The organism is Mesorhizobium dulcispinae (assembly GCF_033977345.1).
Lineage (GTDB): Bacteria > Pseudomonadota > Alphaproteobacteria > Rhizobiales > Rhizobiaceae > Mesorhizobium > Mesorhizobium dulcispinae.
Genome location: NZ_JAVIIY010000014.1, coordinates 120,878 through 143,973 on the forward strand (window position 1 = coordinate 120,878; position 23,096 = coordinate 143,973).

Below are 23,096 nucleotides of genomic sequence, written 5' to 3' on the forward strand. Positions count from 1 at the left end.
CACGGGACGCAGTTCAGATAAATTCCATTGTCGAGACTTGACGTGACCGATGCAGGACTAACCATGCTCAATCGGACTGCGGACAACGTTGCCCGGGCGACCCCGGAGCCGTTGGCCAGGAGGATCCGGGGCATCAGCGACAAGGGCCTCGCCTGGCTGTTCATTTCGCCGACGATCCTTCTGCTTTTAGCCATCAACATCTTCCCGCTGTTCTGGGCGATCTATCTCTCCTTCACCAACTACCGCGCCAACCGCCCGAACGAGGTGGTGAAGAATCTCGGGCTCGCCAACTACCGGCGCATCCTAGGCGACCAGGACATCTGGACCGCCATGCAGACGACGGCGCATTTCGTCTTCTGGACGATCCTGCTGCAGACAGTGATCGGCTTCACGCTCGCCTGGCTGATCGACCGCAAATTCCGCGGCCATGCCTTCTGGACGACAATTATCCTGGTGCCGATGATGCTGTCGCCGGCGGTGGTCGGCAATTTCTGGCGCTTCCTCTACGAGCCGCAGATCGGGCTGTTCTCCTACGTCATCTCCTTCGTCACTGGCATTCCGCCGACGAATGTGCAGATGCTGTCCAATGTCGACCTGGCGCCATGGGCGATCATCATCGTCGACACCTGGATGTGGACGCCTTACGTGATGCTGATCTGCCTCGCGGGCTTACGCTCCATCCCCGAATACATATACGAAGCGGCCGAGGTCGACCGCGCCTCCAACTGGCGGCAGTTCTGGTCGATCACTCTGCCGATGGCGCTGCCCTTCATCATGCTGGCGGTGCTGTTCCGCGGCATCGAGAATTTCAAGATGTTCGACATGGTCAACCTGCTCACCGGCGGCGGCCCTGGCTCGACCACCGAGGTCGCCTCGATCACGCTGAAGCGGCAGGCTTTCGAGAGCTGGCGCACCGGCTATTCCTCGGCCTTCGCCATCATCCTGTTCGTCGCGGTGTTCGGTCTCGCCAACATCTACGTCAAGGCGCTCAACAAGGTGAAGCAGAGATGAGCCTGACCACCGCCCATTCCGTCGTCGCGCCCTCGACGAACTCGAAGCGGATCGCCAGCGCGCTCGTCGTCGGCTACGCGCTGATCTCGATCGTGCCGCTGCTCTGGATCTTCGCCACCAGCTTCAAGACGCCGCCGGATTCGATCGCCTATCCGCCGAAGATCGTCTTCCAGCCCAGCATCGAGGGCTATTGCAACCTGTTCACCACGCGCACCAGGCAGACGCCGGAATACATCAACGCGCTCGGACCGGCGACCGGCTTCTGCGACGAGACGGTGCGCAAGCGCAATATGGTGATCGCCGGGCCGTCGAACTTCCTGCCGCGCTTTGTCAATTCGCTGATCATTGCCTTCGGCTCGACCTTCTGCGCGGTGTTCCTCGGCACGCTCTCCGCCTATGGCTTCTCGCGCTTCAAGGTGCCGCTGGCGGACGATCTTCTGTTCTTCATCCTGTCGACGCGCTTCATGCCGCCGATTGCGGTCGCGATCCCGATCTACCTGATGTACCGCGAGCTCGGCCTTTCCGACACCGCGCTCGGCATGATCCTGCTCTACACCGCGGTCAACGTCTCTTTGGCGGTGTGGCTGCTCAAGGGCTTCATCGACGAGATCCCGCGCGAATATGAGGAAGCGGCGATGATCGACGGCTACACGCGGCTGCAGGCCTTCTGGCGCACGGTGCTGCCGCAGGCCACCACTGGTATCGCGGCGACCGCCATCTTCTGCCTGATCTTTGCCTGGAACGAATATGCGTTCGCAGCGCTGTTGACCTCCGGCACGGCGCAGACCGCGCCGCCCTTCATCCCGACCATTATCGGCGAAGGCGGCCAGGACTGGCCGGCGGTGGCCGCCGGCACGACGATCTTCCTGGTGCCGATCCTCGTCTTCACCATCCTGCTCCGCAAGCAGCTCTTGCGCGGCATCACCTTCGGCGCGGTGCGCAAATGAGCACGATCCAAACCGCAAAACGCAAATCGCGCTGGCCACGCTGGGGCCGGCGCGGCCTGATGGAAAACATCGCCACCGCGATCATCGCCATCGGCTTCCTGATGCTGTTCCAGCCCTTCGCGCTGTCGCTCTACAGCTATTCCTTCGTCACCATGCTCGCCGGCACGGCAATGTTCATCGTCGTCTCGAAATTCCCGGAATAGCCATGGCCGAGATTCGCGTACAAAACCTCAGGAAGGCCTTCGGTGAATTCGTCGCCGTGCAGGATTCCAACTTCGTCGTCGAGGACGGCGAGTTCTTCGTCATGCTCGGGCCGTCGGGCTGCGGCAAGACGACGACGCTGCGCATGATCGCAGGCCTCGAGCTACCGACCGGCGGCAAGATCCTGCTCGGCGGCGAGGACGTCACCATGCGCCGGGCGCGCGAGCGCGACATCGCCTTCGTCTTCCAGCTCTTCGCGCTCTATCCGCACATGAACGTGCGCAAGAACATCGGCTTCCCGCTCTTGGCGCAAGGCATGCGCTCGGCCGACATCCGCGCGCGGGTCGAAGAGACGGCGAAGCTGCTCCGCATCGACCATCTGCTCGACAAGTCCGTCTCCGGCCTTGCCGGCGGCGACCGCCAGCGCGTGGCGCTCGGCCGCGCCATCGTGCGGCGGCCGAAGTGTTTTCTCATGGACGAGCCGCTCGGTACACTCGACACCGAGTTCCGCGATTTGATGGTTCATGAGTTGCGCGAGCTGCACAACCGCATCCACGCCACCACGGTCTATGTCACGCATGACCAGATGGAAGCGATGTCGATGGCCGACAAAATAGCGGTGATGAACCACGGCGTCATCGAGCAGTTCGGCACACCGCGCGAAATCTACGACCGGCCGGCGACGATGTTCGTCGCCGACTTCATCGGCTCGCCGCCGATGAACTTCCTCCGCTTCGGCGGCGGGCTCGCCAAGGGCGCGAAGGAAATCGTCGTCCAGGGCGCCAAGGTGGCGGTGCCGGAAGTGCGCGAGGATATCGCGCCCGCCGACATGGCGCTCGGCATCCGGCCCGAGCACATCCGCTTCGACGATGCTTCGAAACTGCGCGGCGCGATCTACGGCACCGAATATCTCGGCACCACGCAGATCGTGGCGGTGGAGACGGCGGACGGCATCATCAAGGCCCGCGTGCCGGCTGGCATCCACTTGAACCCCGGCGAGCAGGTGGGGCTGACGCTGAGCAGCGCGCGGCTTTCGCTGTTCGAGAAAGGCACCGGACGCGCGGTGAGGACCGCCATGCATGATCAGGCAGCGGAGGCGCGCCATGGCTGACGTCCAGATCCAAGGTGTGACCAAAAGCTTCGGCGAGACGGTCGCGGTCAGCGATCTCGACCTGCAGATCAAGGACGGGGAGTTCGTCGTCCTGCTCGGCCCGACCGGCGCCGGCAAGACCACGACGCTCCGACTGATCGCCGGCCTGGAGCGACCGGACAGTGGCACGATCCGCATTGCCGCCCACGACGCGACGGCACTATCGCCAGCCGAGCGCGACACGGCCTTCGTCTTCCAGCAATATTCGCTCTACCCGCATCTTTCGGTTTACGACAACCTCGCCTTCCCGCTCCGCTCGCCGGCGCGGCGTTTTCCGGAAGAGGCGATCCGCCGCCGCGTCGAGGAAGTGGCGCGGATGGTGCGCATCGACCACAAGCTCCAAAATCGCTCGACCAGATTGTCGGGCGGCGAGATGCAGCGCGTCGCCATCGGCCGCGCGCTGGTGCGCAAGCCCGCGATCTACCTGATGGACGAGCCGCTGTCCTCGCTCGACGCCAAGCTGCGCGCCGATCTCAGGCTCGAACTGAAGCGCATCCAGTCCGAGCTCGGCGCCACCATGCTCTATGTCACGCACGACCAGATCGAGGCGATGACCATGGCCGACCGCATCGGCATCCTCTCCGAAGGCGTCCTGGTGCAGATCGGCACGCCGCGCGCGATCTATTCGGAGCCGGCAAACCTTCATGTCGCGGCCCGCCTCGGCCAGCCGGCGATCAACCTTCTGCCGGCCGGGCTGCTGCCCGACGGCGGCGCGCCGACCGGCACAACGACGATCGGCGCCCGCACCGAGCATCTGTCGATCGAGAAGGCGGCGAACGGCCATGCCGACGGCGTCGTCGACTGGGTCGAGCATCTCGGCGACCAGAACCATCTGCATGTGACGGTAGGCGCGAAGAAGCTGGTGACGCTGACCGATCCCGACACGCCGCTCGAAAAGGGAGACAAGGTGACGATCCGCTACCGCTCGCCGCTTTATTTCGGCTCGGATGGGCAAAGGCTGATGTAGCCGGCTCACGGACATCTTTTGACGACAGCAGATACGGACTGGACGAAATCCATGAAGCACTTTTTCAACCGCAAGGACGCGATCGTCACCGAAGCGCTGGATGGCTTCTTGGCCACGGCAGGCTCAGGAACGCTGGCACGTCTCGACGGCTATCCCGAAATCAAGGTCGTGCTGCGCGCCGACTGGGACAAGACGAAGGTCGCTGTCGTTTCCGGCGGCGGCGCCGGGCATGAGCCTTCGCATGCCGGCTTCGTCGGCGCCGGCATGCTGACGGCAGCCGTCTCCGGCGAGATTTTTGCTTCGCCGAGCGTCGAAGCGGTGCTGGCGGCGATCCGCGCGACGACCGGGCCGGCCGGCTGCCTTTTGATCGTCAAGAACTACACCGGCGATCGCCTCAACTTCGGTCTCGCCGCAGAGAAGGCGCGCGCGGAGGGTTTTGCAGTCGAAATGGTGATCGTCGCCGACGACATTGCCCTTCCCGACATCGCGCAGCCGCGCGGCGTCGCCGGCACGCTGTTCGTGCACAAGATCGCCGGCCACCTCTCCGAAACCGGGCGTGACCTGGCATCGGTCGCAACAGCGGCGCGCGCGGCGGCGAAGGACATTGTTTCGCTCGGCATCTCGCTCTCCTCCTGCTCGATCCCGGGTCAGGCCCATGAAGATCGCTTCGGCGCCGATGACGGCGAGCTCGGTCTCGGCATCCATGGCGAGCCGGGCGTCGAGCGCATCGCGTTGCAGAGTGCCGGCAAGCTGGTCGCCATCATGGCCGAGCGCCTCGCCGCGCGGCTCGATGCCGGCAGCCGCTATGCGCTCCTAATCAACAATCTGGGGTCGGTGCCGCCGCTGGAGATGTCGCTCATCGCCAATGCCGTGCTGTCTTCGCCGCTGGCCAAGGCGGTGACGCTTACCATCGGTCCCGGGCATCTGATGACCGCGCTCAACATGAACGGTTTCTCGCTGTCGCTGATCAGGCTAGATGCCCACCGCGAGGCGGCGCTGCTGGCGCCGGTCGGTCCGCATGCCTGGATGCCGGCGAAGCCGGTTCGCCAGCCGGTCGTGGTGGCAGTGGCCAGGCCTGCCATTGGTGGCGCCGCCAAAGCGGCCAGCCGCGACGCCGGCGCCGAGCGGCTGATCATTGCGGTTTGCGAGAAGCTGATCGCGCTCGAAGAGCCTCTCAACACTCTCGACGCCAAGGCCGGGGACGGCGACACCGGATCGACGGTGGCGACCGGCGCGCGCAGCGTGCTCGACCGCCTCGACACGCTGCCGCTTGCCGATCGGGCGGCAACGCTTGCCGCAATCGGCGACACGCTGGGCACCTCGATGGGTGGCTCGAGCGGCGTGCTTTTGTCGATCTTCTTCACCGCCGCGGCGCAGGCGCTCAATGGCGGTGCATCGCTCAGCAAAGCGCTGCTCGCCGGCCTCGACCGGATGACCTTCTACGGCGGCGCCAAGGTCGGCGACCGCACCATGGTCGATGCGCTGGAGCCGGCGCTGAAGGCGCTCGACGCGGGCGGGCTGGAAGTTGCGGCCAGAGCTGCCCGGCACGGCGCGGAGGCGACCGCCGCGATGCAGAAGGCGAAGGCCGGCCGTTCGGCCTATATCGGCCGCCAGCTTGACATAGCGGATCCGGGCGCCTTTGCGGTGGCAGAAGCGTTTGCGGCCGCCGCGGCCATGTTCGCCCCGGCTTGAAGGACAGGCGATGGCCGCATCCGATTTCTCCAGATTGATCGCGGCGACGGCGGATACGATCGCGGCGCATGCCGACGAGTTGACCGCGCTCGACCAGGCGATCGGCGACGGCGACCACGGGCTGAACATGAAGCGCGGCTTCGAAGCCGTGCGCGCCGAAAAGGACGCAATCGCGGCAAAACCGCTGCCGGACGCGCTGAAGGCTGTGGGCACCAAGCTGGTGATGACCGTCGGCGGTGCCTCCGGTCCGCTGTTCGGCACGCTGTTCATGGCGCTTGGCAAGGAATTGTCCCCGGCACCGGACCGCGCCGCGCTGACGGCGGCGCTCGGCAAGGCGATCGAGGCGGTTTCGGCGCGCGGCAAATCGCAGCCGGGACAAAAAACCATGCTCGACGTGCTGCAACCGGTGTATGAGGCGCTGGCGCAAGGCAAGACGGCCAGCGAAATCGCCGACGCCGCCGATCACGCGGCAGACGCAACCGTGCCGATGAAGGCCCTGCGCGGGCGCGCCTCTTTCCTGGGGGAGCGCTCAATCGGGCACATGGATGCCGGGGCGCGCTCGACCGCGCTCTTGGTGCGCGCAATCGCTGAAGCGATCGAGGGTTCTTGATGAGCAATGTCGGCATCGTCATCGTATCGCATTCGCCGCTGGTCGCCGAGGGCACGGCAGACATGGTGCGCCAGATGGTGGGCAACGAAGTGCCGCTTGCCTGGTGCGGCGGAAACGGCCATGGCGGGCTCGGCACCAGCGTCGAGGCGATCATGGGCGCGATCGACAAGGCCTGGTCGGAAGCCGGCGTCGCCATCCTGGTCGATCTGGGCGGCGCCGAGACCAACAGCGAGATGGCGGTCGAGATGATCGGCGAGCCGCGCTCGCACAAGATCGTCGTCTGCAACGCCCCGATCGTCGAAGGCGCGGTGATGGCGGCGACGGAAGCCTCCGGCGGCGCCTCGCTCAAGGAAGTGGTGGCGACGGCGCACGAATTGTCGCCGTCGTGAGTGAACGGGAACCGACTGAATGTCCGCATCCGCCGAAGCCACGGTACTGATCACCCACGAGGTGGGTCTGCATGCGCGCCCTTCGGTGAAGTTCACCAAGCTCGCTAAGTCGTTCTCGGCCGAGGTGGAAGTGGCCGTTGCCGCCAACGGCCCCTGGTTCGACGCCAAGAGCATCGTCAAGGTGATGGCGGCCAAGGCGCCGAAAGGGACCTTGCTGCACATCAGGGCGCGCGGCGACGGCGCCCACGAAGCGGTCGGCGCGCTGGTCGGTCTGGTGCAGCGTGATTTCGACGAGGACAGGGACCATGCCCGGTCCGCTTGAGACGGGCAAATCGTATTCGCCATCCGCAAGGACTGCGGGCCATGCGGCTTGAGGGCATTCCAGCCTCTCCAGGCTATGCCGAAGGGCCGCTGTTCGACCTCGACCGGCCGCCGGCCGCCTATGAGGCCAAGGCGAGTGCGGCGGAGGAGAAAGCAGCGCTGAAGGCGGCGATCGGCAAGGCGGTGAGCCGGCTGACCTCGCTTGTCGAAACCGCCGACGGCGATGCCGCCGGCATTCTCGAATTCCACATCGCCATGCTGGAGGACGACGCGCTGAGCGGCCCGGCCATCGCATCGATCGGGTCCGGGGAGCCCGCCGACACCGCCTGGCGGCAAGCGCTGGATGCCGAGATCGCCGGCTACGAGGCATCCGACCAGGACTATTTCCGCGCGCGTGCCGCCGACCTGCACGACATCCGCGACCAGGTGCTGCGGGCGCTGAGCGAGGACGCCGACATGGCGGCACCCGCCGGCGCCATCCTCTACGGCACGGACATCGCGCCGACGCGCTTCCTCGAAACCGACTGGAGCAGCGGCGGCGGCATCGCGCTCAAGGCCGGCAGTTCGGCCAGCCATGTCGCCATGCTGGCGCGCTCACGCGGCGTGCCGATGGTGGTGGGGCTTGGCGCTTTGGCGGACAAGTCCACTGGGAACGCGCTGCTCGACGCCGAGCATGGCGGCATCGTGCTCTCGCCCTCGCCGGCGGAGATCGAGGCGTTCCGGCGGTCATCCTCCTCGTTCGCGGCGCGCCAAGGCCAAGCGCAGACTTTTCTCGCCCAGCCCGCGGCAACCAAGGCCGGCACTCCCGTGCGCGTGCAGGTCAATATCGCCTACCCTTCCGATGTCGACGGCATCGATATCGGGACCTGCGACGGTGTCGGCCTGATGCGGACGGAATTCCTGTTCGGCAAGACCCTGCCCAACGAGGAGACGCAATACCAAGCTTACCGCAAGGTGCTGGAATGGGCGGGCGACAAGCCGGTGACCATCCGCACCGTCGACGCCGGCGGCGACAAGCCGGTTCCTGGCTTCACCGTCGAGGAAACCAACCCGTTTCTCGGCCTGCGCGGCATCAGGCTGTCGCTGGCGCGGCGCGACATCTTCCGGGTGCAAATCCGGGCATTGCTGCGCGCCGCCGTACACGTCAATCTGAAGGTGATGTTTCCGATGATCGCCACCGCCGAAGAGTATGCCCAGGCCGCCGCGCTGTTCGCCGAAGAGCAGACGGCGCTTGCCGCGCGCGGAGTTGCGCATAAGCTGCCGCCGCTCGGCATCATGGTCGAGGTGCCGTCGGTAGCGATCGCGCCGGAAGCCTTCGCCAACGTCGCCTTCTTCTCGATCGGCTCCAACGACTTGACCCAATATGTGATGGCGGCCGCGCGCGACAATGCGGCCGTGGTGTCGCTGAATTCCGTCCGTCACCCTGCGGTGCTGCGCCTGATCACTGCGGTCGCGGTCTTTGGACAGCAGCATGGCATTCCGGTCAGCCTGTGTGGCGATGCCGGCGGCGATCCCGCCGTCATCCCGGCGCTGCTCGAGGCCGGCCTGCGCGATCTTTCGGTCGCCCCGGCGCAACTTGCCATGGCCAAGGCGGCCATCGCGGACGTTTCGGTGTAAGCGCGGCATGGCCAAAACCGCCAAGATACAGGAAGCCGGCGCGGAAGACGCGATCCGCGCCTACAAGACGATCCTGTCGCAGGTCATCGACCAGCGACCTTCCGGCATGCGCCAGCGGCTTGCCGATGCGCTCGGCAAGCACCGCAGCTTCGTCACGCAGATCTCCAGCCCGGCCTATTCGATCCCCATTCCGTCGAAGCATTTGCCGGCTATCTTCACCGTCTGCCACTTCAGCCCGGCCGAGCGCGATCAGTTCCTCGTTGCCTATCACCAGGCCCATCCCGGCAAGATGTCGGCGGCGTCGGGCCCGCGCAAGACACGCCACGTCTCGCTCATCGTGCCGGATTTCGGCGATGACAAGCAGAATGCCGCGCTCGACCGGGCGATCAACGAATTCATCCAGAAGATAACCAGCATCGCCGGCAAAGGCGGCGGCTGACAAAGCATTCCGGGAAAAGTGCGTGGCGGTTTTCCTGGAATTGCGCATACGGAATCCAAGGCTATTCGGGAGGACGGCCATGAAGAAGTTCTTGAATTCGGTGGACACGGTCCTGACCGAAAGCCTCGATGGCTTCGTCGCCGCGCATTCCGACATTCTTGTGCTCGGCGACGAGCATAAATTCGTCCGCCGCAGGGAGCTCAAGCCGGGCAAAGTGGCGCTGATCTCGGGCGGCGGCTCCGGTCACGAGCCGCTGCATGGCGGGCTGGTCGGCCACGGCATGCTGGACGCCGCCTGCCCGGGCCAGGTCTTCACCTCGCCGACGCCGGACCAGATGCTGGCGGCCGCGCAGGCCGTCGACACCGGCGCCGGCTGCCTGTTCATCGTCAAGAACTACGAAGGCGACGTGATGAATTTCGACATGGCCGCCGAAATGTCGGAGGGCGTGTTGCAGGTGGTGACCAATGACGATGTCGCGGTCGAGAACTCGTCCTACACGACCGGGCGGCGGGGCGTCGCCGGCACGCTGGTGGTGGAAAAGATCGTCGGTGCCGCCGCCGAGCAAGGCATGGCGCTGCCGGAGCTCAAGGCACTTGGCGATCGCGTCAACGCCGCGACGCGCTCGATGGGCGTAGCGCTGACCAGTTGCACCGTGCCGGCGGCGGGCAGGCCAACCTTCGAGATCGGCGACGACGAGATGGAGTTCGGCGTCGGCATCCATGGCGAGCCCGGCAGGCGGCGCGATGCGCTGAAGAGCGCCGACGCCATTGCCGAGGAGATCTGCGCAGCCATCGTCGGCGACCTCGGCAAACGCGCCAAGGGACCGGCGCTGCTCTTCGTCAACGGCTTTGGCGCAACGCCGTCGATGGAACTCTATTTGATGTACAACAGCGCCCGCAGAATCTTCGAGAAGAGCGGGGTGACAGTGACACGCTCGCTGGTGGGCTCCTATGTCACCTCGCTCGACATGGCCGGCTGCTCGATCACGCTGACGATGCTCGACGACGAGATGACGGCGCTGTGGGACGCGCCGGTGCACACGGCAGCGCTGCGCTGGGGGATGTAGGCGTCGCTGGCTTCGCCATCGGTTTTCTGGCAAGCATGCGCAGAACGCTCCTGCTGTTTGCCGATCCCGATGCTACCCGAGCTTTCGCCTGCCCAGGAAAAACTGCTGATCAAGCTTGCCGACCCCGAGGCCCCGGCCGACTGGGGCAACGACGTATCAGCGGGCGGCCTGATGGCGCTGCTGGCCAATGCCGAATTCCACGGCGTGCTGCCGATCATGCTGCGCAAGCTCCGCGAACGCGGCGACGCCAACCTGCCGAACGACGCCGCCTTGCGGCAGAAGCTCTCGGAATTGCGCGACCAGGCGACGCTGGCGACCGGGCAGTCGATGCTGCTGCAATATCACGGCGACCGCATCATGAAGGCGTTAGCGGCGAAAGGCATTTCCGCCCGCATCGTCAAGGGTCCGGTCTTCGCGCGCAAGCTCTACCGCCATGCCGCCGACCGGCCGTTCACCGACATCGACATCCTCGTCGACCCCGCCAGCATCGGCGAGGCCAACAACGTGATCGCCGGCTGCGGCTTCAAGCTTACCAGCGGCGAGGCGGAATCGCATGAGCTGCAGGAATTCAAGTGGCTGGAGAAGGAGAACTCCAGCCTGCTGGTCGAGCTGCACGGCAACCTGGTGCATGACACCGGCATGCGGCGGCGGCTGTCGCTCGGCTTTCGTGAGCTGCAGGCCATCGACGGCGGCGAGACCGATACGCCGGCGTCGCTGCTCACCATCGCCATCGTTCACGCGGCCGGCGGCCACAAGTTCCACCGGCTGCAGCTCTGCGTCGACGTGCTGCAGGGGGTGCGCGCGCTGCAGTTGCCCGAAGCGGAAGCGCGCCTGCTCGAGGCCGCGCGCATGACCGGGATCGAGCTCGAGCTGGCGACCGTTCTCAACGTGACCGGACGCCTGTTCGACGAACCACGCGCGATCGCGCTTGCCAACCGCATCAAGCCCGATCTGTCGATACGGCTCGCCAAATGGCTGATCACCGGCAACATGCTGCTTAGGGTCAATTCGCGGGACAAGATGCGCTCGCGTCTCAGCCGCGATGCCTTCCGCTGGGTCCAGCGGCTTGCCCGGCCGCGACCCTATCCGGCCTGAGAGCCCGCTTGGAAACTCTACTCCTGCGGCCATCTGAGGGCGTTTTCTGCGCTTCCGGTGCTCACGTACTCAAACGTACGCTCCGCTCCGGTACTCGAAAACACCTTCATATGACTCGCAGGAGCGAGTTTCGAAACGGGCTCTGCGGCATCCTTCGATAGAAATGAGATATCGGTCTAGGCCCGATCCAGCGTCGCGCGGATCAGCACCGCTGCGTCTGCCGGGCTTGAGCCGACTTCCAGGGTGAAGGTCGGGACTGCCTTGACCAGCGCGGCGATCGACGCCATGCGCCGTTTCTGCATCGGCAAGAGGCCGGTCATGCCGGTCCTAACATTGTCGGTGGCTAGCGCTACCATCGCATCGGTCCTGGCCAAAGGCGCGAGCCGGGTCTGGCCGTCGGCCGAGCGCGCCAGATGCAGGAGCGCCGCGAGAGGCCTGGCACGAACATCCTCGACGCGGATGATCTCGCCGAGCCGCTCCAGCGGGACGGCCTGCTCGCCCTCGGCGTCCCATCTCTCGCCAAGGCAGGGAGAGAGGAACGGCAGCATCGCCGCGGTGTTGCGATGGATCTTCACTTTCCGCGGCATGCCCCAGGCCAAGGTACCATCAGGTGTCGCACTGAGGATCATGACATCGTCCGAGCAAAGGCCGAAACCCTGCGATGCCAGCGCCATTGACGTCGTCGACTTGCCGGTGCCGCTCGGCGCATGGATGAGCACCAGCGCGTCGCGGTCAGGCAGCGTGAGCCCGGCGGTATGGAGCATGTGCTGGCCGCCGGCATCAAGCGCGGCATCCAGCACCATCATCAGCAGCGTCCATTTGACCTTGCTGCCGGGATGAACGCGGATTTCGGCCCAGCCCGCATCTGCATGGATCGAGGCCGTCTGGAGGCCGGGAAAGACCAGATGGACGACGTCTCCGGCGTCGATGATGCGGCAATGGCCGTCCAGAGGCACTTCGCCATCGAAGGCAAGGTTGCCGTCCGGGTTCTCGGACAGCGCCGACGTTTCGAGGATGTCGATGCGAAAACCGGGTTCGACCGCTTCATTGAAGCGCAAGGTGCCGAGCATCAGGTCGAAGTTCGGCCAGAGCTCGGCGCGCTCCGCCGATATGCCGATGACCTGGCCGTTGAGGTCGTAGCAGAAGGTGGCTGCCGCACCGGTCAAGCGGCGCGCGCCTTCACGCTGCCGCCGGGATGGCGGTAGATTTCAACCATGTCCGGAAGGCTGTCGCTGACCACCGGCTTGCCGTCGAGGCAGACCCAGCAATGTGCCGACAAGCGTGGCTCGTGCATCGACTTGGCGTCGACACCGAAGTGGAGGTCGGGGTCGAAACCCGCCATGCGCAGGAAGCGGAAACCAAGCAGCCCCTCCCTCAGGCATCTGCGGTCGCGCATCACCCAGGGGCGCCGGACCGTTCGGTTGACGCGGGCGACGATGTAGCTCCATGGCAGGCCGCGATAGGGTGTGGACAATTGCAGCGGCGCCAACTTCAGCACGCTTTCGAAATCGCGCCGGGCGACCAGTACCGGCAGCACGCGGGCGCTGAGCCACAGATGGATGCGGAACAGGGTGCGCAGGAACGGTCCGTCGGCCATTACGCGTCCGGGTCGGCAAGGATGCCTTCGACCACCAGCTCTGCGGCAAGCGCGGCGATATCCGCATCGAGTGTGGCCTTGTCGACTTCGAATTCGTCCGATAGCAGGTCGACGATCTGGTCGAGGCTGCGCGCGCCGTCGACCTTGTCGAGGAAGGCTTCGGTGGTGCCGTTGCAGGTGTAGAGCTGGCCGCTGCGCGCCAGAAGCACGACGGCGCCGTCGCCGACATGCTGCACGGAGGCGTCTTCCGCCATCCGCAGAACCGTCTCAGAGGCGATTTCGACCATGCGCCCGCTCCCTTTGCCGAAGTGCAATTAGCGCGACGTAAGGGCGCTGTCCATCGCCTGATGACGGGCCCGCAAGGCATGGGCGATTGCATACTTCTCACAAGCGCCGCGTAGAATACCCGCCCTCAGGCCGGGTAGACCGTCGGGTGTCAGCCCGCCGGACCGATCGGGCCGCTTGGGCCGGCCACGACGCTCGACAGCTTCTCGCGCTTGACCAGCACCGGCTTTTCGTAAGCTCTTTTCATCGAAAATCCCCCGAGAAAAAGTCCACGGCGGAAGGATGACGGTCGGTTGTGCTTCCTGTCAACCCGGCGATTCCCGTCAGGGTTGCCTTCCTTCCCCTAAGTAAGCTAAGAGTCCGCCGGGGTTTTCGGGGAGTGGCCCGTATGCGTTACAATTGGGATAGGGCTCCGACGGCTTTCGAACGCCATCGCAAGGCATTGGCGGCCGCCATTCTGATCGCCGGCGGCGTCGGGCTGATGCTGGCGGCACTGCCGCTCTAAGCCGGCTTTCAACCAGCCACCGGCAGAACGGCGCTCCAAGCGGAGGCGCCGCCCGGAGAAATTTGCCAAGCGACGTCGACCAAAATGCAGGGAGACATGGCCTCGAGAAGCGGCTTAGGCTATGGCCAGACGATGAAATGTTCCTGGGGAGGAAAGTCGATGGCCTCACGCTACCACGAAGTCTATGTGGGCTGGAAACGCGACCCCGTAGGGTTCTGGGCCGAGGCGGCCAAGGCCATAGACTGGTATTCGCCGGCCGAAAGCGTCTTCGATCCGACGGCGGGCGTCTATGGCCACTGGTTCACCGGCGCCACCTGCAACACCTGCTTCAACGCCATCGACCGCCATGTGGCGGGCGGGCGCGCCGACCAGCTGGCGCTGATCCACGACAGCGCGATCACCGGCACGATCCGGAAATTCACCTATGCCGAATTGAAGCGCGAGGTTGTCGCGCTCGCCTCCGTGCTCAAGAACCGCGGCATCAGCAAGGGCGACCGCGTCATCATCTACATGCCTATGGTGGCGGAAGCGGCCATCGCCATGCTCGCCTCGGCCCGCATCGGCGCCGTGCATTCGGTGGTGTTCGGCGGCTTCGCCTCGCATGAGCTCGCCACCCGCATCGACGACGCCAAGCCGAAGCTGATCATCACCGCCTCCTGCGGCCTGGAGCCGGGACGCATCGTCGCCTACAAGCCGCTGCTCGACAGGGCGATCGAGATGTCTAGGCACAAGCCCGACGCCTGCCTGATCCTGCAGCGCGAGCAACTGCGCTGCGAGATGAAGGACAATTACGACTTCGACTATGCCGACGCGGTGGCCCGCGAGCGCGCGGCAGGGGCCAATGTCGACTGCGTGCCGGTTCTGGCCACCGATCCGCTCTACATCATCTACACTTCCGGCACGACCGGGCAGCCGAAGGGCATCGTGCGCGACAATGGCGGCCATATGGTCGCGCTGAAATGGACGATGGACAACGAGTTCGGCGTCAAGCCGGGCGAAGTGTTCTGGGCGGCCTCCGATGTCGGCTGGGTGGTCGGCCATTCCTACATCGTCTACGGACCGCTGTTGCATGGCTGCACCAGCGTGCTTTTCGAAGGCAAGCCGATCGGCACGCCGGACGCCGGCACTTACTGGCGGGTGATCTCGGAGCACGGCGTGGTGGCGCTGTTCACGGCGCCGACCGCCTTCCGCGCCATCAAGGGGCAGGATCCGCGCGGCGAGTTCGTGGCGAAATACGACCTGTCGAAATTCCGCACCCTGTTCCTTGCCGGCGAGCGCGCCGACCCCGAAACCATCAAATGGGCGGAGCAGAAGCTCGACCGTCCGGTGATCGACCATTGGTGGCAGACGGAGACCGGCTCGCCGATGACCATCAACCCGGCCGGGCTCGGGCTTTTGCCCGTGAAGTACGGCTCGCCGGGCGTGCCGATGCCGGGCTACGACATTCGCATTCTCGACGATGCCGGCCATGAGGTGCCGCGCGGCACGCTCGGCAATGTGGTGGTCAAGCTGCCGTTGCCGGCGGGCTGCCTGCCGACGCTCTGGAATGCCGACGCCCGCTTCATACAAGCCTATCTCGAGGAGTTCCCCGGTTTCTACAAGACGGCCGACGCCGGCATGATGGACGGGGAGGGCTATCTCTATGTCATGGCCCGCACCGACGACATCATCAACGTCGCCGGCCACCGTCTCTCGACCGGCGCTATGGAGGAGGTGCTGGCCGCGCATCCGGACGTCGCCGAATGCGCCGTCATCGGCATCGCCGACGCGATGAAGGGCCAGGTGCCGCTCGGCTTCGTCGTGCTCAATGCCGGTGTGTCGCGCGATATCGGCGCCATCGAAAGCGAGGTGGTGGGGCTGGTGCGCGAGCGGATCGGTCCCGTCGCCGCCTTCAAGACGGTGGTGACGATCAAGCGCCTGCCCAAGACGCGCTCCGGCAAGATCCTGCGCGGCACGATGCAGAAGATCGCCGACAAAGAGGAATGGACCGTGCCGGCGACCATCGACGACCCCGTGATCCTCGATGAGATCACGACGGCACTGAAGAGCCGCGGCATCGGAATCTAGCCGCCTCACAGCGTCGAGGGCGGAGCGCAACGTCAGGCGCTTGCACGAATTCGTCCTGCACCGCAATAGACTGTTGTGCAATGCAGCAACAGCCCGTAAAGTGCCTGGGGGGCCATTCTCAAGGCAAGGCATGGCTCAGCACAAGACGACTTTCGGCGGCGTCGACATATTGCGTTTCCTCGCCGCCGTCATGGTGATGTTCTATCACTATGGCTTCTGGGTATGGGCATTTCCCGACGGCGTCTCGGCGCGCTCGACCGGCGGCATCCCAGCCCATCCCGAGATGGCCTTCGTCGGCTCCGGCTGGGTCGGCGTGCAGGTGTTCTTCGTCATCAGCGGCTTCGTCATCGCCTTCAGCGCCGAGAATTCGACGCCGCTCAAGTTCTTCGAAGCGCGCGTCAGGCGGTTGGCGCCGGCCGTCTGGGTCTGCGCGCCGGTCTCGGCGATCGTGTTGCTGCTCGTCGGCCTCTCCTGGCCTACGGACGCCGTGGTGCGGCTTGCCCGCACGGCGCTGTTCGTGCCGTTCGAGCCATGGGTCGACAGCGTCTACTGGACGCTCGGCATCGAGATCGCCTTCTACGCCATCGTCTGGATTCTGCTCAGGCTTGGCCGATTCAACCTGATGGAAGCCGTTGCCGTCGTCATCGGCCTCGTCAGCACACTGTTCTGGTGCCTTTATTTCGCCTTCGGCTGGACCGATCTCGCCGAGACACGATGGCTGCAGCTCACGCTTGTGCATCACGGCGCTTTCTTCGCCGTCGGCGTGTTGCTCTGGCTGATGCGCTTCAAGGCGGTGACCGTTCCGCGCCTCGGCTTCTGCGCCCTGTTCCTTGCCGGCGGGGTTTTGCAGATCGTCAGCTCGGTCGACGTGCACAGCATCAAGGTGGAGGCGGCGATGCCCTACGCGCCGCCGATCATCGTCTTCCTGGCCGCGGTGGCGCTGATGGCTTGGTCGCTGCGCCTCGATCTTTCCTGGGGCGGCTGGCGCCGGATCGGGCTGATGACCTATCCGCTCTACCTCATCCACGACGTCGTCGGCGCAGCGATGCTCGGCGCCCTGATCCGAGCGGGCGTACCCTACCTCGTCTCGATCCCGATCGTCGGCGCGGCCATGATCGCGGCAAGCTGGCTGGTGGCGGCCGAGGCCGAGCCGCGCATCCGCCTGCTTCTCGACCACACGCTCTTCCGCTACCGGCTGAAAGCGGCCTGAAGTCCGCAACAGCGCCCGGTCCTCGCGTCGGCAAATGCATCGCCGGCCGGTGTGGAATTGTTTGCGTTCGGCGTGATATCGAGGCTTAGTCCACGATCCGTGGCACGATCTAAATTTGAATACCGAGCCGCAATCCGTGAGCCTGTTCCAGCGATCGAGACGACCCCGACCCTTGCCGCGCGAACGGCTGGTGATGGATATGCGCGACACGGTGGTCTACGCGATCGGCGACGTGCATGGCTGCTATGACGAGCTGCGCGCGCTCGAACAGAAGATCCTGCTCGACGCGCAGCGATTCCGTGGCCGCAAGATCATCATCATGCTTGGCGACTATATCGACCGCGGGCCCAATTCGCGCCGCGTGCTCGAGCATCTGATGGCGCCGCTGCCAAAAGGCTTCCTGCGCGTCTGTCTGGCCGGAAACCACGAAGTGGCGATGCTCGCCTATCTCGACGGCTACCTGTCGCTGGAGCCATGGCTCGCGGTCGGCGGACGGGAGACCCTCTATTCCTATGGCGTCGATCCGGCGCATCTCGCCAATCTCTACGCTTCGAGCGAAGAGGTCGACGAGCGCATCCGCGAGACGATTCCCGCCGGCCATATCGGCTTCCTGCGCACGCTGCCGGTGATGGTCTGCTCAGATGAGTTCGTGTTCGTGCATGCCGGCATCCGGCCCGGGATCGCGCTCGAGGAGCAGGACGAGGCCGATCTGCTGAACATCCGGTCAGATTTCCTGGCGGCGGCGCATCGCCTCGACCGCTGGGTCGTGCATGGGCATACGATCGTGGACGTTCCAACGCTCGACGGACGCCGGCTCGGCATCGACACGGGCGCCTTCCAGAGCGGCCGGCTGACCGCCCTCAGAATCGTCGGCAAATACGGGCGGCTGCTGTCATCCAGGGATTGAGACAGAGTTCCCCGGAGCCGTTCCAGGAAAACGCCGCCATGGCGCAAAGCTCAGTTTCGCCGCCCTCACGTCGGCGCAAGCTCGGCATCTGCGGCGGCGCCAAAGGACAGCAGGTCGCCTTGCCATTTGCTGCGCTTGAGGAATTGTTCCCAAGTCACAGCGTCGGGATCTATTTTCCGACTCCAGGTCAGATCGCGCCCAGGGGCGTAGTAGCCATATTCGACGGCGTATTCGACCATACCCACCAACTCGCGCACGAGATGCTCGTTGCCGGCGAAGCTCGGAAAATGGCGTAACAAGTCTTCACGCGAATAGGCAGAGGCGTAGCGCGCGCGCTTTCCGGTGACCCGCACAAACGTGTCCACCATTTGTTGCGCCGAGATAAACTCGCCGATCACAGGCAGGACTTCGCCGGTGTATCGCGCCGGGTGGTCAAAGATCTCGCGCACCGCCGGGCCGGCGGCAGTGAGCGGATCACAGAACGGCATGGGGATGTCCGGCGGCAAGTATATGGCGAACGTTATGCCGTCCTCCCCGCCCTGCGGCACGTAATATTCCAGAAAGTTGGTGTAGTAGAACGCCAGATACACAAACGAGCTGCGGACGGGCAAGCTGCGAATGTAATCCTCCACCTTTGCCTTGTCCGTGAAATGCGGCGCCCACTTGGTGCCGCCGGTGATGGCTTCGACATTTTCGAGTCCGCTGAACACCACGTGCTCGACGCCAGCGGCCTTCGCCGCATCGGCCAACTCCTTGCCCAGACTAAGTTCGGGTTCCGCCGGCGGCACCTTGACGATGGGCGGAGTCATCAAGAACGCCCCTGCCGAGCCTTTCATTGCTTCGGTTAGCTCGGCTTGCCTGCCGAGTTCAAGAGGCGTCACCACGACTTCGGCACCCTTCTTCGCCAAGGCCTGCGCGGGTTGGCTGTCGAGGCGCCGCGTCAGGGCGCGTACGCGGTAGCGGCCGCTGTCGAGCAGGGAATTGGCGACGCTGCGGCCTTGCTTGCTCGAGGCACCAACGACGCTGATCAGAGGTTTGGAAGTATCGACTTGGCTCATGCTGGTCATCCTGGTTGAGGACGCAACCGCTTCAGCCCCGATCGACCTCCACCATGGCCTCGGGCGCGCCCACGTGCGGCCTTGACCACGAAGCCTCGGCTGGTGCGAGCTATATTGGAAATCATAAGAATCTTCGGCTACTATCCATGTGGTGGATACCAAGCGCTTGGACCTCAATCTGTTGGTTACCCTGGAGACGCTGCTGGTCGAGCGGAACGTCACGAAGGCGGCTGCCCGATTGAGCCTCAGCCAGCCAGCGGTAAGCGCCCAGCTGAACCGTCTCCGGCGCGAGTTCGATGACCCGCTGCTAATTCCTGCCCAGCGAGGTATGACGCCGACGGTCAAAGCAATGGAGTTGCTCGATCCGTTGCGCCAAGCCCTTGACCAGGTTCGCGCCACGGTCGCCTCGCACAGGAACTTCGATCCGGCGAAGGCCAACCTGACTTTCGCAATCGCCTGCACGGACTATCTGCAAGCGGCAGTGGTCAAGCCGCTCGTTGTGGAACTCAGGACGCGAGCGCCCGGTGTTCGCGTCGCGATCCGCAATCTGGACGTGCCGCAGTTGGAAGCGCAGATGGCGCGCGGCGATGTGGATTTGGCGCTGATGACGCCGCAGGCGGCCTCACCAAGTCTTCGCACGCGCCATCTGTTCGATGAACGCTATGTGCTGATCGGCCGCCGGAAGCATCCGCGGCTCCGGGACGGAATCACGGTCGCTGAATTTGCTGAGCTGGAGCAAGTGGTCGTGTCTTTGGACGGGGGCAGCTTCGTGACGCCGTTGGACAGCGCTTTGGCCGCTGTCGGACACAAGCGTAACGTGGTGCTCTCCGCGGCGTCGTTCCTGTTTGTCCCGGAGATCGTGTCTCACTCGGACTTCGTGGCGCTGGTCCCGGAACGGTTGGTGCGCGACTCTGCGGACCAGCTTGAAGTGATGGACTGTCCATTCCCCGTTGAAGGTTTTGCGGTGGGAATGGTGTGGCATGAGCGCAATCACGGACACATCGGCCAACGCTGGATTCGCGAAGCCGTCGTCTCACTTGTCGCGCATCAATCCTCGCCCCAGGCGCGTAACAATCCGGACTAGAGTCAAAACCCCATCAGTTGCCGATTTGAACGACCGAGTTCGGACCCTCCTCGGACATTTTGACGCGGAGAGCTGGGGCGGCGCAAGTCGACCCGTTGCGGCCCTTGGGCCAGCCAACCGCGAAGGTCCGCTTTGTTGGGCTTCGCAGCAGTCATTGCAACAATCACGCTGAGCTGGCTTGGGTCGTCGCCTTCGACTGCCGAGCGCTTAATCCGCTCCGACTTGTCACGATCACTCCCCTGGCTCGTCATGTGACGGGAGGCAAGCAAGGCACATGAAAGGAGACCACCATGCTGAAAAAAGTCGCGTACGTGGCGCTGTTGGTGAGCGATCAGGACAAGGCGCTCGACTTCTACACCAACGTCATCGGCCTCGAGAGGCGAATCGACGCTCCAACGCCAAGCGGACCGCGATTCCTGACCGTCGGCGTCCGGGGACAGGACTTCGAATTTGTTTTGTGGCCAGGCTCGCCCGCGAAGGCTGAACTGGGTTCCGCGGTTTATACGATCGAGGTGGAAGATTGCCGGACGGCATTCGAAACACTGAAGTCGCGCGGCGTTACGTTCGAGCCGCCCGAGGTGCTAGACTTCCCTTGGGGTTATGCCGCGAGGTTTGAGGATCCCGATGGAAACCTGCTTCAGGTGCGCGAGGGGCGCGGCGCCTTTCGACGCTGAACGAAACGCGTTCCTCGAAAGAGACCGCGAGGAGATGACGTGATGGGTGTGATTGACCCTCAGGACACAGCAGCGGTCTAACGGACCTGCGATCCAGTCAGCCCGCCATCGGCGCCGGCGCCGTATGGATCATCTCCATCAGGGTGGCGATGGCGGACGTATTCGCCCGGCGGCCGACCTTTGCAATGTATTCCACGTCGGGCAGGGACGGCAGGGAAGCCGCCTCGGGCCCGAGGATACGCAGCTCTGGGCCAACCAGGCTTCGCGGCAACGGCGTAATGGCGATCGCCGCGACCGCTGCAGCGCGGACGCCGGCAAGGCTGTCGCTGGTGCAGGCGATGGTCCAGCCCTGGTTCGCCTCGCCCTGCCCGCCAAGGGCGCGAAGCGCTGCTTCGCGGTAGGGGCAGGGCTCCGGAAAGAACGCCAGGCGGAGAGGCGTGGGCGGCTCGCTCTCGCGCGCGAAGGCCCAAACCAACGGTTCGCGCCACAGCCTCCATCCCTCCGTGTCCCCGGCGCAGCGGCCAGCGACCATGACGTCGATCTCCCCTTTGTCCAGTCGCCTCAGTAACCGGGGTCCGATCCCGATTTCCAGGTCGATCGCCACTTGCGGGAATTGGGTCACGAAGCGTCGCAGGAGGCGGGGGAGCCATGCGCCCGTCAAGTCCTCCGACGATCCCAGCCGAATGCGACCGGCCGGCACGGCGCCGGAAAGACGCTGCCGCGCATCCTCGTTGATGCGCAAGATCGTCCGAGCATAACCGAGCAAGGTGTCGCCCGCCGGCGTGAGCTGCACCGAACGCGTGCTTCGAGCGAAGAGCGCTTGGCCCGCCTGATCCTCCAGGCGGCGAATCTGCGCGCTGACTGTCGACTGGGTGGAATGCAGGACCTCTGAGGCGCGAGTGAACCCGCCGCACTCGGCGACGGTGATGAAGACGCGCAGTAACTCGGTTTCAAACATGGGACCTCACCGTCCTCGATTTAACACGCTTCTCGCTGAATGCCAGCGAAATTACTCGTTTGCTAAATTTATCAGGAAGCGGGAGGTTGAGGTGACCGGCGCGGTTGTGCGCCTCGCAGGAATCGATCGCCATGATCAAATTGCTCTATCTGGAAGTTTCTCCCCGCAAGGCGGCGTCCGCCTCGATCGAGGTGGCGCGCGCCTTCATCGACGCCTATCGCGCGGCACACCCCTCGGATGAGATCGAAATTCTCGACCTCTGGTCGCTGGACCTGCCGCCACTCGACGAGGACGCGCTGAATGCGAAGTACGCCGGCATCTATGGCGATGGTCGCACGCCGGCGCAGGCGACGGCATGGTCGCGAATGGAGGCGCTGGCCGCGCCTCTGCTCGCCGCCGACAAGCTTCTGATGGCGGTCCCGCTCTGGAACTTCTCGATCCCCTACCGTCTGAAGCACTACATTGACTTGGTGTCGCAGAAGGACATCCTCTTCTCGTTCGATCAGACCGGCTTTGGCGGTCTGATGAAGGCGAAGAAGGCGGCCGTCATCTACGCGCGCGGCCTGGACTATGCGCCGACCAGCAACTGGACCCCGGGCGAGCGCTACGACTTCCAGCGCCCCTATGTGGAGGCGTGGCTCCGGTTCATCGGCCTGACCGACATCCAGGGCGTGGTTGTGGAGCGCACCTTGTTCGGCCTCGAGGCCGACGCGGAGGCGCGGCGGGCGGCCGCGAGCGAGGCGCGCGCCATGGCCGAAGACTTCTGACGGCCGCCCTGCGAGATGACACCCATTTCGTCGACGGGGCGCGGGTCGCCGGCATTTCGGAGGGCCGTCGGCGGCGGTGGTGGGCGCTGGTTTTGCCGACCCGCACCGAACGTCTGCTATGCGCGCGCCATCGCGACGTTCGGAGACTTGACGCCCGACGGCAATTCATGGCGCTACCTGCTCCTTCTGGCAGCTGGATCGAACGGCAGGGTCCACCCCATCTTGGCTATTGGCGCAGCGAAGCTGATTGGGTTTTGACCCTAAAGCGCGTCGCGCTGAAGCGGATTCAGGCGACGCGCTGTAAGTCTTTGTTTTTTCCTGGAATTGCTCTAAGGCTTGTGGGGATTCATCGAGAGTTAATGACGGCAGCGGCGAGAAAGATCATTGCCGCGAAGCTTTTGCCGGTTTTGTCGGCACGCAAGGCGATGCGCTTGAACTCCTTGAGCTTGCAAAAGAAGTTCTCGATGAGGTGTCGCCAC

The 23,096-nt window shown here is 64.8% G+C and carries 25 protein-coding genes and 1 pseudogene; 19 read left to right on the top strand and 7 right to left on the bottom strand.

Annotation, left to right across the window (positions count from 1 at the left end):
- The first annotated feature begins 63 nt into the window (after positions 1 to 63).
- The 13 genes from RFN30_RS25700 to RFN30_RS25760 all read left to right on the top strand — a co-directional run bounded on the left by RFN30_RS25700 (position 64) and on the right by RFN30_RS25760 (position 11,505).
- Entirely contained in the window at positions 64 to 1,011 is a 948-nt protein-coding gene (locus RFN30_RS25700; RefSeq protein WP_320264870.1) for a carbohydrate ABC transporter permease, read from the top strand.
- A complete protein-coding gene (locus tag RFN30_RS25705; protein WP_320264871.1) occupies positions 1,008 to 1,958 on the top strand; it encodes a carbohydrate ABC transporter permease in 951 nt (316 codons plus the stop codon). Before RFN30_RS25700 ends, RFN30_RS25705 begins: the two co-directional genes overlap by 4 nt.
- Positions 1,955 to 2,161 carry a hypothetical protein gene (locus RFN30_RS25710; RefSeq protein WP_320264872.1) on the top strand — a complete coding sequence of 69 codons (207 nt, stop codon included), beginning with the start codon at positions 1,955 to 1,957 and terminating at the stop codon, positions 2,159 to 2,161. Before RFN30_RS25705 ends, RFN30_RS25710 begins: the two co-directional genes overlap by 4 nt.
- A gap of 2 nt (positions 2,162 to 2,163) precedes the next feature.
- The gene (locus RFN30_RS25715; protein WP_320264873.1) at positions 2,164 to 3,270 is read left to right on the top strand and encodes an ABC transporter ATP-binding protein; all 1,107 of its coding nucleotides are present in this window, start codon (positions 2,164 to 2,166) and stop codon (positions 3,268 to 3,270) included.
- Complete coding sequence (locus RFN30_RS25720) at positions 3,263 to 4,276, top strand: ABC transporter ATP-binding protein (protein WP_320264874.1); 1,014 nt, start codon at positions 3,263 to 3,265, stop codon at positions 4,274 to 4,276. Before RFN30_RS25715 ends, RFN30_RS25720 begins: the two co-directional genes overlap by 8 nt.
- Before the next feature lie 51 nt (positions 4,277 to 4,327).
- A complete protein-coding gene (locus RFN30_RS25725) occupies positions 4,328 to 5,968 on the top strand; it encodes a dihydroxyacetone kinase subunit DhaK (RefSeq protein ID WP_320264875.1) in 1,641 nt (546 codons plus the stop codon).
- Between the two features lie 10 nt (positions 5,969 to 5,978).
- On the top strand, positions 5,979 to 6,578 hold the full coding sequence (gene dhaL, locus RFN30_RS25730; RefSeq protein WP_320264876.1) for a dihydroxyacetone kinase subunit DhaL: 600 nt from the start codon (positions 5,979 to 5,981) through the stop codon (positions 6,576 to 6,578).
- Positions 6,578 to 6,967, top strand: a complete 390-nt coding sequence (gene dhaM / locus RFN30_RS25735; protein WP_320264877.1) for a dihydroxyacetone kinase phosphoryl donor subunit DhaM — start codon at positions 6,578 to 6,580, stop codon at positions 6,965 to 6,967. Before dhaL ends, dhaM begins: the two co-directional genes overlap by 1 nt.
- Before the next feature lie 19 nt (positions 6,968 to 6,986).
- Positions 6,987 to 7,289 carry an HPr family phosphocarrier protein gene (locus tag RFN30_RS25740; RefSeq protein WP_320264878.1) on the top strand — a complete coding sequence of 101 codons (303 nt, stop codon included), beginning with the start codon at positions 6,987 to 6,989 and terminating at the stop codon, positions 7,287 to 7,289.
- Between the two features lie 41 nt (positions 7,290 to 7,330).
- Positions 7,331 to 8,905, top strand: coding sequence for a phosphoenolpyruvate--protein phosphotransferase (ptsP, locus tag RFN30_RS25745; protein WP_320264879.1), 1,575 nt, complete (start codon positions 7,331 to 7,333; stop codon positions 8,903 to 8,905).
- 7 nt (positions 8,906 to 8,912) lie between these two features.
- Positions 8,913 to 9,344: a hypothetical protein gene (locus tag RFN30_RS25750; RefSeq protein WP_320264880.1), complete on the top strand. Its 432-nt coding sequence runs from the start codon at positions 8,913 to 8,915 to the stop codon at positions 9,342 to 9,344.
- Positions 9,345 to 9,423: 79 nt separating this feature from the next.
- Positions 9,424 to 10,410 carry a dihydroxyacetone kinase subunit DhaK gene (dhaK, locus tag RFN30_RS25755; protein ID WP_320264881.1) on the top strand — a complete coding sequence of 329 codons (987 nt, stop codon included), beginning with the start codon at positions 9,424 to 9,426 and terminating at the stop codon, positions 10,408 to 10,410.
- A 69-nt stretch (positions 10,411 to 10,479) separates the two neighbouring features.
- Complete coding sequence (locus RFN30_RS25760; RefSeq protein ID WP_320264882.1) at positions 10,480 to 11,505, top strand: nucleotidyltransferase family protein; 1,026 nt, start codon at positions 10,480 to 10,482, stop codon at positions 11,503 to 11,505.
- Between the two features lie 176 nt (positions 11,506 to 11,681).
- Here the strand turns inward: RFN30_RS25760 and RFN30_RS25765 are convergent, their stop codons facing one another.
- The 4 genes from RFN30_RS25765 to RFN30_RS25780 form a co-directional block, all read right to left on the bottom strand.
- A complete protein-coding gene (locus RFN30_RS25765) occupies positions 11,682 to 12,671 on the bottom strand; it encodes a serine kinase (RefSeq protein WP_320264883.1) in 990 nt (329 codons plus the stop codon).
- Positions 12,668 to 13,102: a lasso peptide biosynthesis B2 protein gene (locus tag RFN30_RS25770; protein ID WP_320264884.1), complete on the bottom strand. Its 435-nt coding sequence runs from the start codon at positions 13,100 to 13,102 to the stop codon at positions 12,668 to 12,670. The genes RFN30_RS25765 and RFN30_RS25770 overlap by 4 nt, the downstream gene beginning before the upstream one ends.
- Positions 13,102 to 13,389 (bottom strand): PqqD family protein, encoded by a 288-nt coding sequence (locus tag RFN30_RS25775; RefSeq protein WP_320264885.1) that lies wholly within the window; start codon positions 13,387 to 13,389, stop codon positions 13,102 to 13,104. The genes RFN30_RS25770 and RFN30_RS25775 overlap by 1 nt, the downstream gene beginning before the upstream one ends.
- A 149-nt stretch (positions 13,390 to 13,538) precedes the next feature.
- Entirely contained in the window at positions 13,539 to 13,634 is a 96-nt protein-coding gene (locus RFN30_RS25780; RefSeq protein WP_320264886.1) for a putative RiPP precursor, read from the bottom strand.
- A gap of 417 nt (positions 13,635 to 14,051) precedes the next feature.
- Here RFN30_RS25780 and RFN30_RS25785 point away from each other — a divergent pair, with 417 nt between their 5' ends.
- The 3 genes from RFN30_RS25785 (at position 14,052) to RFN30_RS25795 (ending at position 18,076) form a co-directional block, all read left to right on the top strand.
- Positions 14,052 to 15,959: a propionyl-CoA synthetase gene (locus RFN30_RS25785; RefSeq protein WP_320264887.1), complete on the top strand. Its 1,908-nt coding sequence runs from the start codon at positions 14,052 to 14,054 to the stop codon at positions 15,957 to 15,959.
- Positions 15,960 to 16,089: 130 nt separating this feature from the next.
- Complete coding sequence (locus tag RFN30_RS25790; RefSeq protein WP_320264888.1) at positions 16,090 to 17,169, top strand: acyltransferase family protein; 1,080 nt, start codon at positions 16,090 to 16,092, stop codon at positions 17,167 to 17,169.
- A gap of 193 nt (positions 17,170 to 17,362) precedes the next feature.
- A complete protein-coding gene (locus RFN30_RS25795) occupies positions 17,363 to 18,076 on the top strand; it encodes a metallophosphoesterase (RefSeq protein WP_320264899.1) in 714 nt (237 codons plus the stop codon).
- Between the two features lie 65 nt (positions 18,077 to 18,141).
- On the opposite strand, the gene RFN30_RS25800 is transcribed toward RFN30_RS25795, so the two are convergent.
- Positions 18,142 to 19,134, bottom strand: coding sequence for an NmrA/HSCARG family protein (locus tag RFN30_RS25800; RefSeq protein WP_320264889.1), 993 nt, complete (start codon positions 19,132 to 19,134; stop codon positions 18,142 to 18,144).
- Positions 19,135 to 19,300: 166 nt separating this feature from the next.
- Here RFN30_RS25800 and RFN30_RS25805 point away from each other — a divergent pair, with 166 nt between their 5' ends.
- Together RFN30_RS25805 and RFN30_RS25810 are read left to right on the top strand one after the other, a co-directional pair.
- Complete coding sequence (locus RFN30_RS25805; protein ID WP_320264890.1) at positions 19,301 to 20,218, top strand: LysR family transcriptional regulator; 918 nt, start codon at positions 19,301 to 19,303, stop codon at positions 20,216 to 20,218.
- Between the two features lie 290 nt (positions 20,219 to 20,508).
- On the top strand, positions 20,509 to 20,892 hold the full coding sequence (locus RFN30_RS25810) for a VOC family protein (RefSeq protein ID WP_320264891.1): 384 nt from the start codon (positions 20,509 to 20,511) through the stop codon (positions 20,890 to 20,892).
- Between the two features lie 97 nt (positions 20,893 to 20,989).
- On the opposite strand, the gene RFN30_RS25815 is transcribed toward RFN30_RS25810, so the two are convergent.
- Positions 20,990 to 21,850: a LysR family transcriptional regulator gene (locus tag RFN30_RS25815; protein WP_320264892.1), complete on the bottom strand. Its 861-nt coding sequence runs from the start codon at positions 21,848 to 21,850 to the stop codon at positions 20,990 to 20,992.
- Positions 21,851 to 21,981: 131 nt separating this feature from the next.
- On the opposite strand from RFN30_RS25815, the gene RFN30_RS25820 reads away from it, so the two are divergent.
- On the top strand, positions 21,982 to 22,617 hold the full coding sequence (locus RFN30_RS25820) for an FMN-dependent NADH-azoreductase (protein ID WP_320264893.1): 636 nt from the start codon (positions 21,982 to 21,984) through the stop codon (positions 22,615 to 22,617).
- 346 nt (positions 22,618 to 22,963) lie between these two features.
- Here RFN30_RS25820 and RFN30_RS25825 read toward each other — a convergent pair.
- A pseudogene (locus tag RFN30_RS25825) lies at positions 22,964 to 23,096 on the bottom strand (transposase); the annotation flags it as partial.

Coding starts and splice junctions, on each gene's coding strand:
- RFN30_RS25700 (WP_320264870.1), top strand. CDS start 64: ATGCTCAATCGGACTGCGGACAACGTTGCCCGGGCGACCCCGGAGCCG.
- RFN30_RS25705 (WP_320264871.1), top strand. CDS start 1,008: ATGAGCCTGACCACCGCCCATTCCGTCGTCGCGCCCTCGACGAACTCG.
- RFN30_RS25710 (WP_320264872.1), top strand. CDS start 1,955: ATGAGCACGATCCAAACCGCAAAACGCAAATCGCGCTGGCCACGCTGG.
- RFN30_RS25715 (WP_320264873.1), top strand. CDS start 2,164: ATGGCCGAGATTCGCGTACAAAACCTCAGGAAGGCCTTCGGTGAATTC.
- RFN30_RS25720 (WP_320264874.1), top strand. CDS start 3,263: ATGGCTGACGTCCAGATCCAAGGTGTGACCAAAAGCTTCGGCGAGACG.
- RFN30_RS25725 (WP_320264875.1), top strand. CDS start 4,328: ATGAAGCACTTTTTCAACCGCAAGGACGCGATCGTCACCGAAGCGCTG.
- dhaL (WP_320264876.1), top strand. CDS start 5,979: ATGGCCGCATCCGATTTCTCCAGATTGATCGCGGCGACGGCGGATACG.
- dhaM (WP_320264877.1), top strand. CDS start 6,578: ATGAGCAATGTCGGCATCGTCATCGTATCGCATTCGCCGCTGGTCGCC.
- RFN30_RS25740 (WP_320264878.1), top strand. CDS start 6,987: ATGTCCGCATCCGCCGAAGCCACGGTACTGATCACCCACGAGGTGGGT.
- ptsP (WP_320264879.1), top strand. CDS start 7,331: ATGCGGCTTGAGGGCATTCCAGCCTCTCCAGGCTATGCCGAAGGGCCG.
- RFN30_RS25750 (WP_320264880.1), top strand. CDS start 8,913: ATGGCCAAAACCGCCAAGATACAGGAAGCCGGCGCGGAAGACGCGATC.
- dhaK (WP_320264881.1), top strand. CDS start 9,424: ATGAAGAAGTTCTTGAATTCGGTGGACACGGTCCTGACCGAAAGCCTC.
- RFN30_RS25760 (WP_320264882.1), top strand. CDS start 10,480: ATGCTACCCGAGCTTTCGCCTGCCCAGGAAAAACTGCTGATCAAGCTT.
- RFN30_RS25770 (WP_320264884.1), bottom strand. CDS start 13,102: ATGGCCGACGGACCGTTCCTGCGCACCCTGTTCCGCATCCATCTGTGG.
- RFN30_RS25775 (WP_320264885.1), bottom strand. CDS start 13,389: ATGGTCGAAATCGCCTCTGAGACGGTTCTGCGGATGGCGGAAGACGCC.
- RFN30_RS25780 (WP_320264886.1), bottom strand. CDS start 13,634: ATGAAAAGAGCTTACGAAAAGCCGGTGCTGGTCAAGCGCGAGAAGCTG.
- RFN30_RS25785 (WP_320264887.1), top strand. CDS start 14,052: ATGGCCTCACGCTACCACGAAGTCTATGTGGGCTGGAAACGCGACCCC.
- RFN30_RS25790 (WP_320264888.1), top strand. CDS start 16,090: ATGGCTCAGCACAAGACGACTTTCGGCGGCGTCGACATATTGCGTTTC.
- RFN30_RS25795 (WP_320264899.1), top strand. CDS start 17,363: ATGGATATGCGCGACACGGTGGTCTACGCGATCGGCGACGTGCATGGC.
- RFN30_RS25800 (WP_320264889.1), bottom strand. CDS start 19,134: ATGAGCCAAGTCGATACTTCCAAACCTCTGATCAGCGTCGTTGGTGCC.
- RFN30_RS25810 (WP_320264891.1), top strand. CDS start 20,509: ATGCTGAAAAAAGTCGCGTACGTGGCGCTGTTGGTGAGCGATCAGGAC.
- RFN30_RS25815 (WP_320264892.1), bottom strand. CDS start 21,850: ATGTTTGAAACCGAGTTACTGCGCGTCTTCATCACCGTCGCCGAGTGC.
- RFN30_RS25820 (WP_320264893.1), top strand. CDS start 21,982: ATGATCAAATTGCTCTATCTGGAAGTTTCTCCCCGCAAGGCGGCGTCC.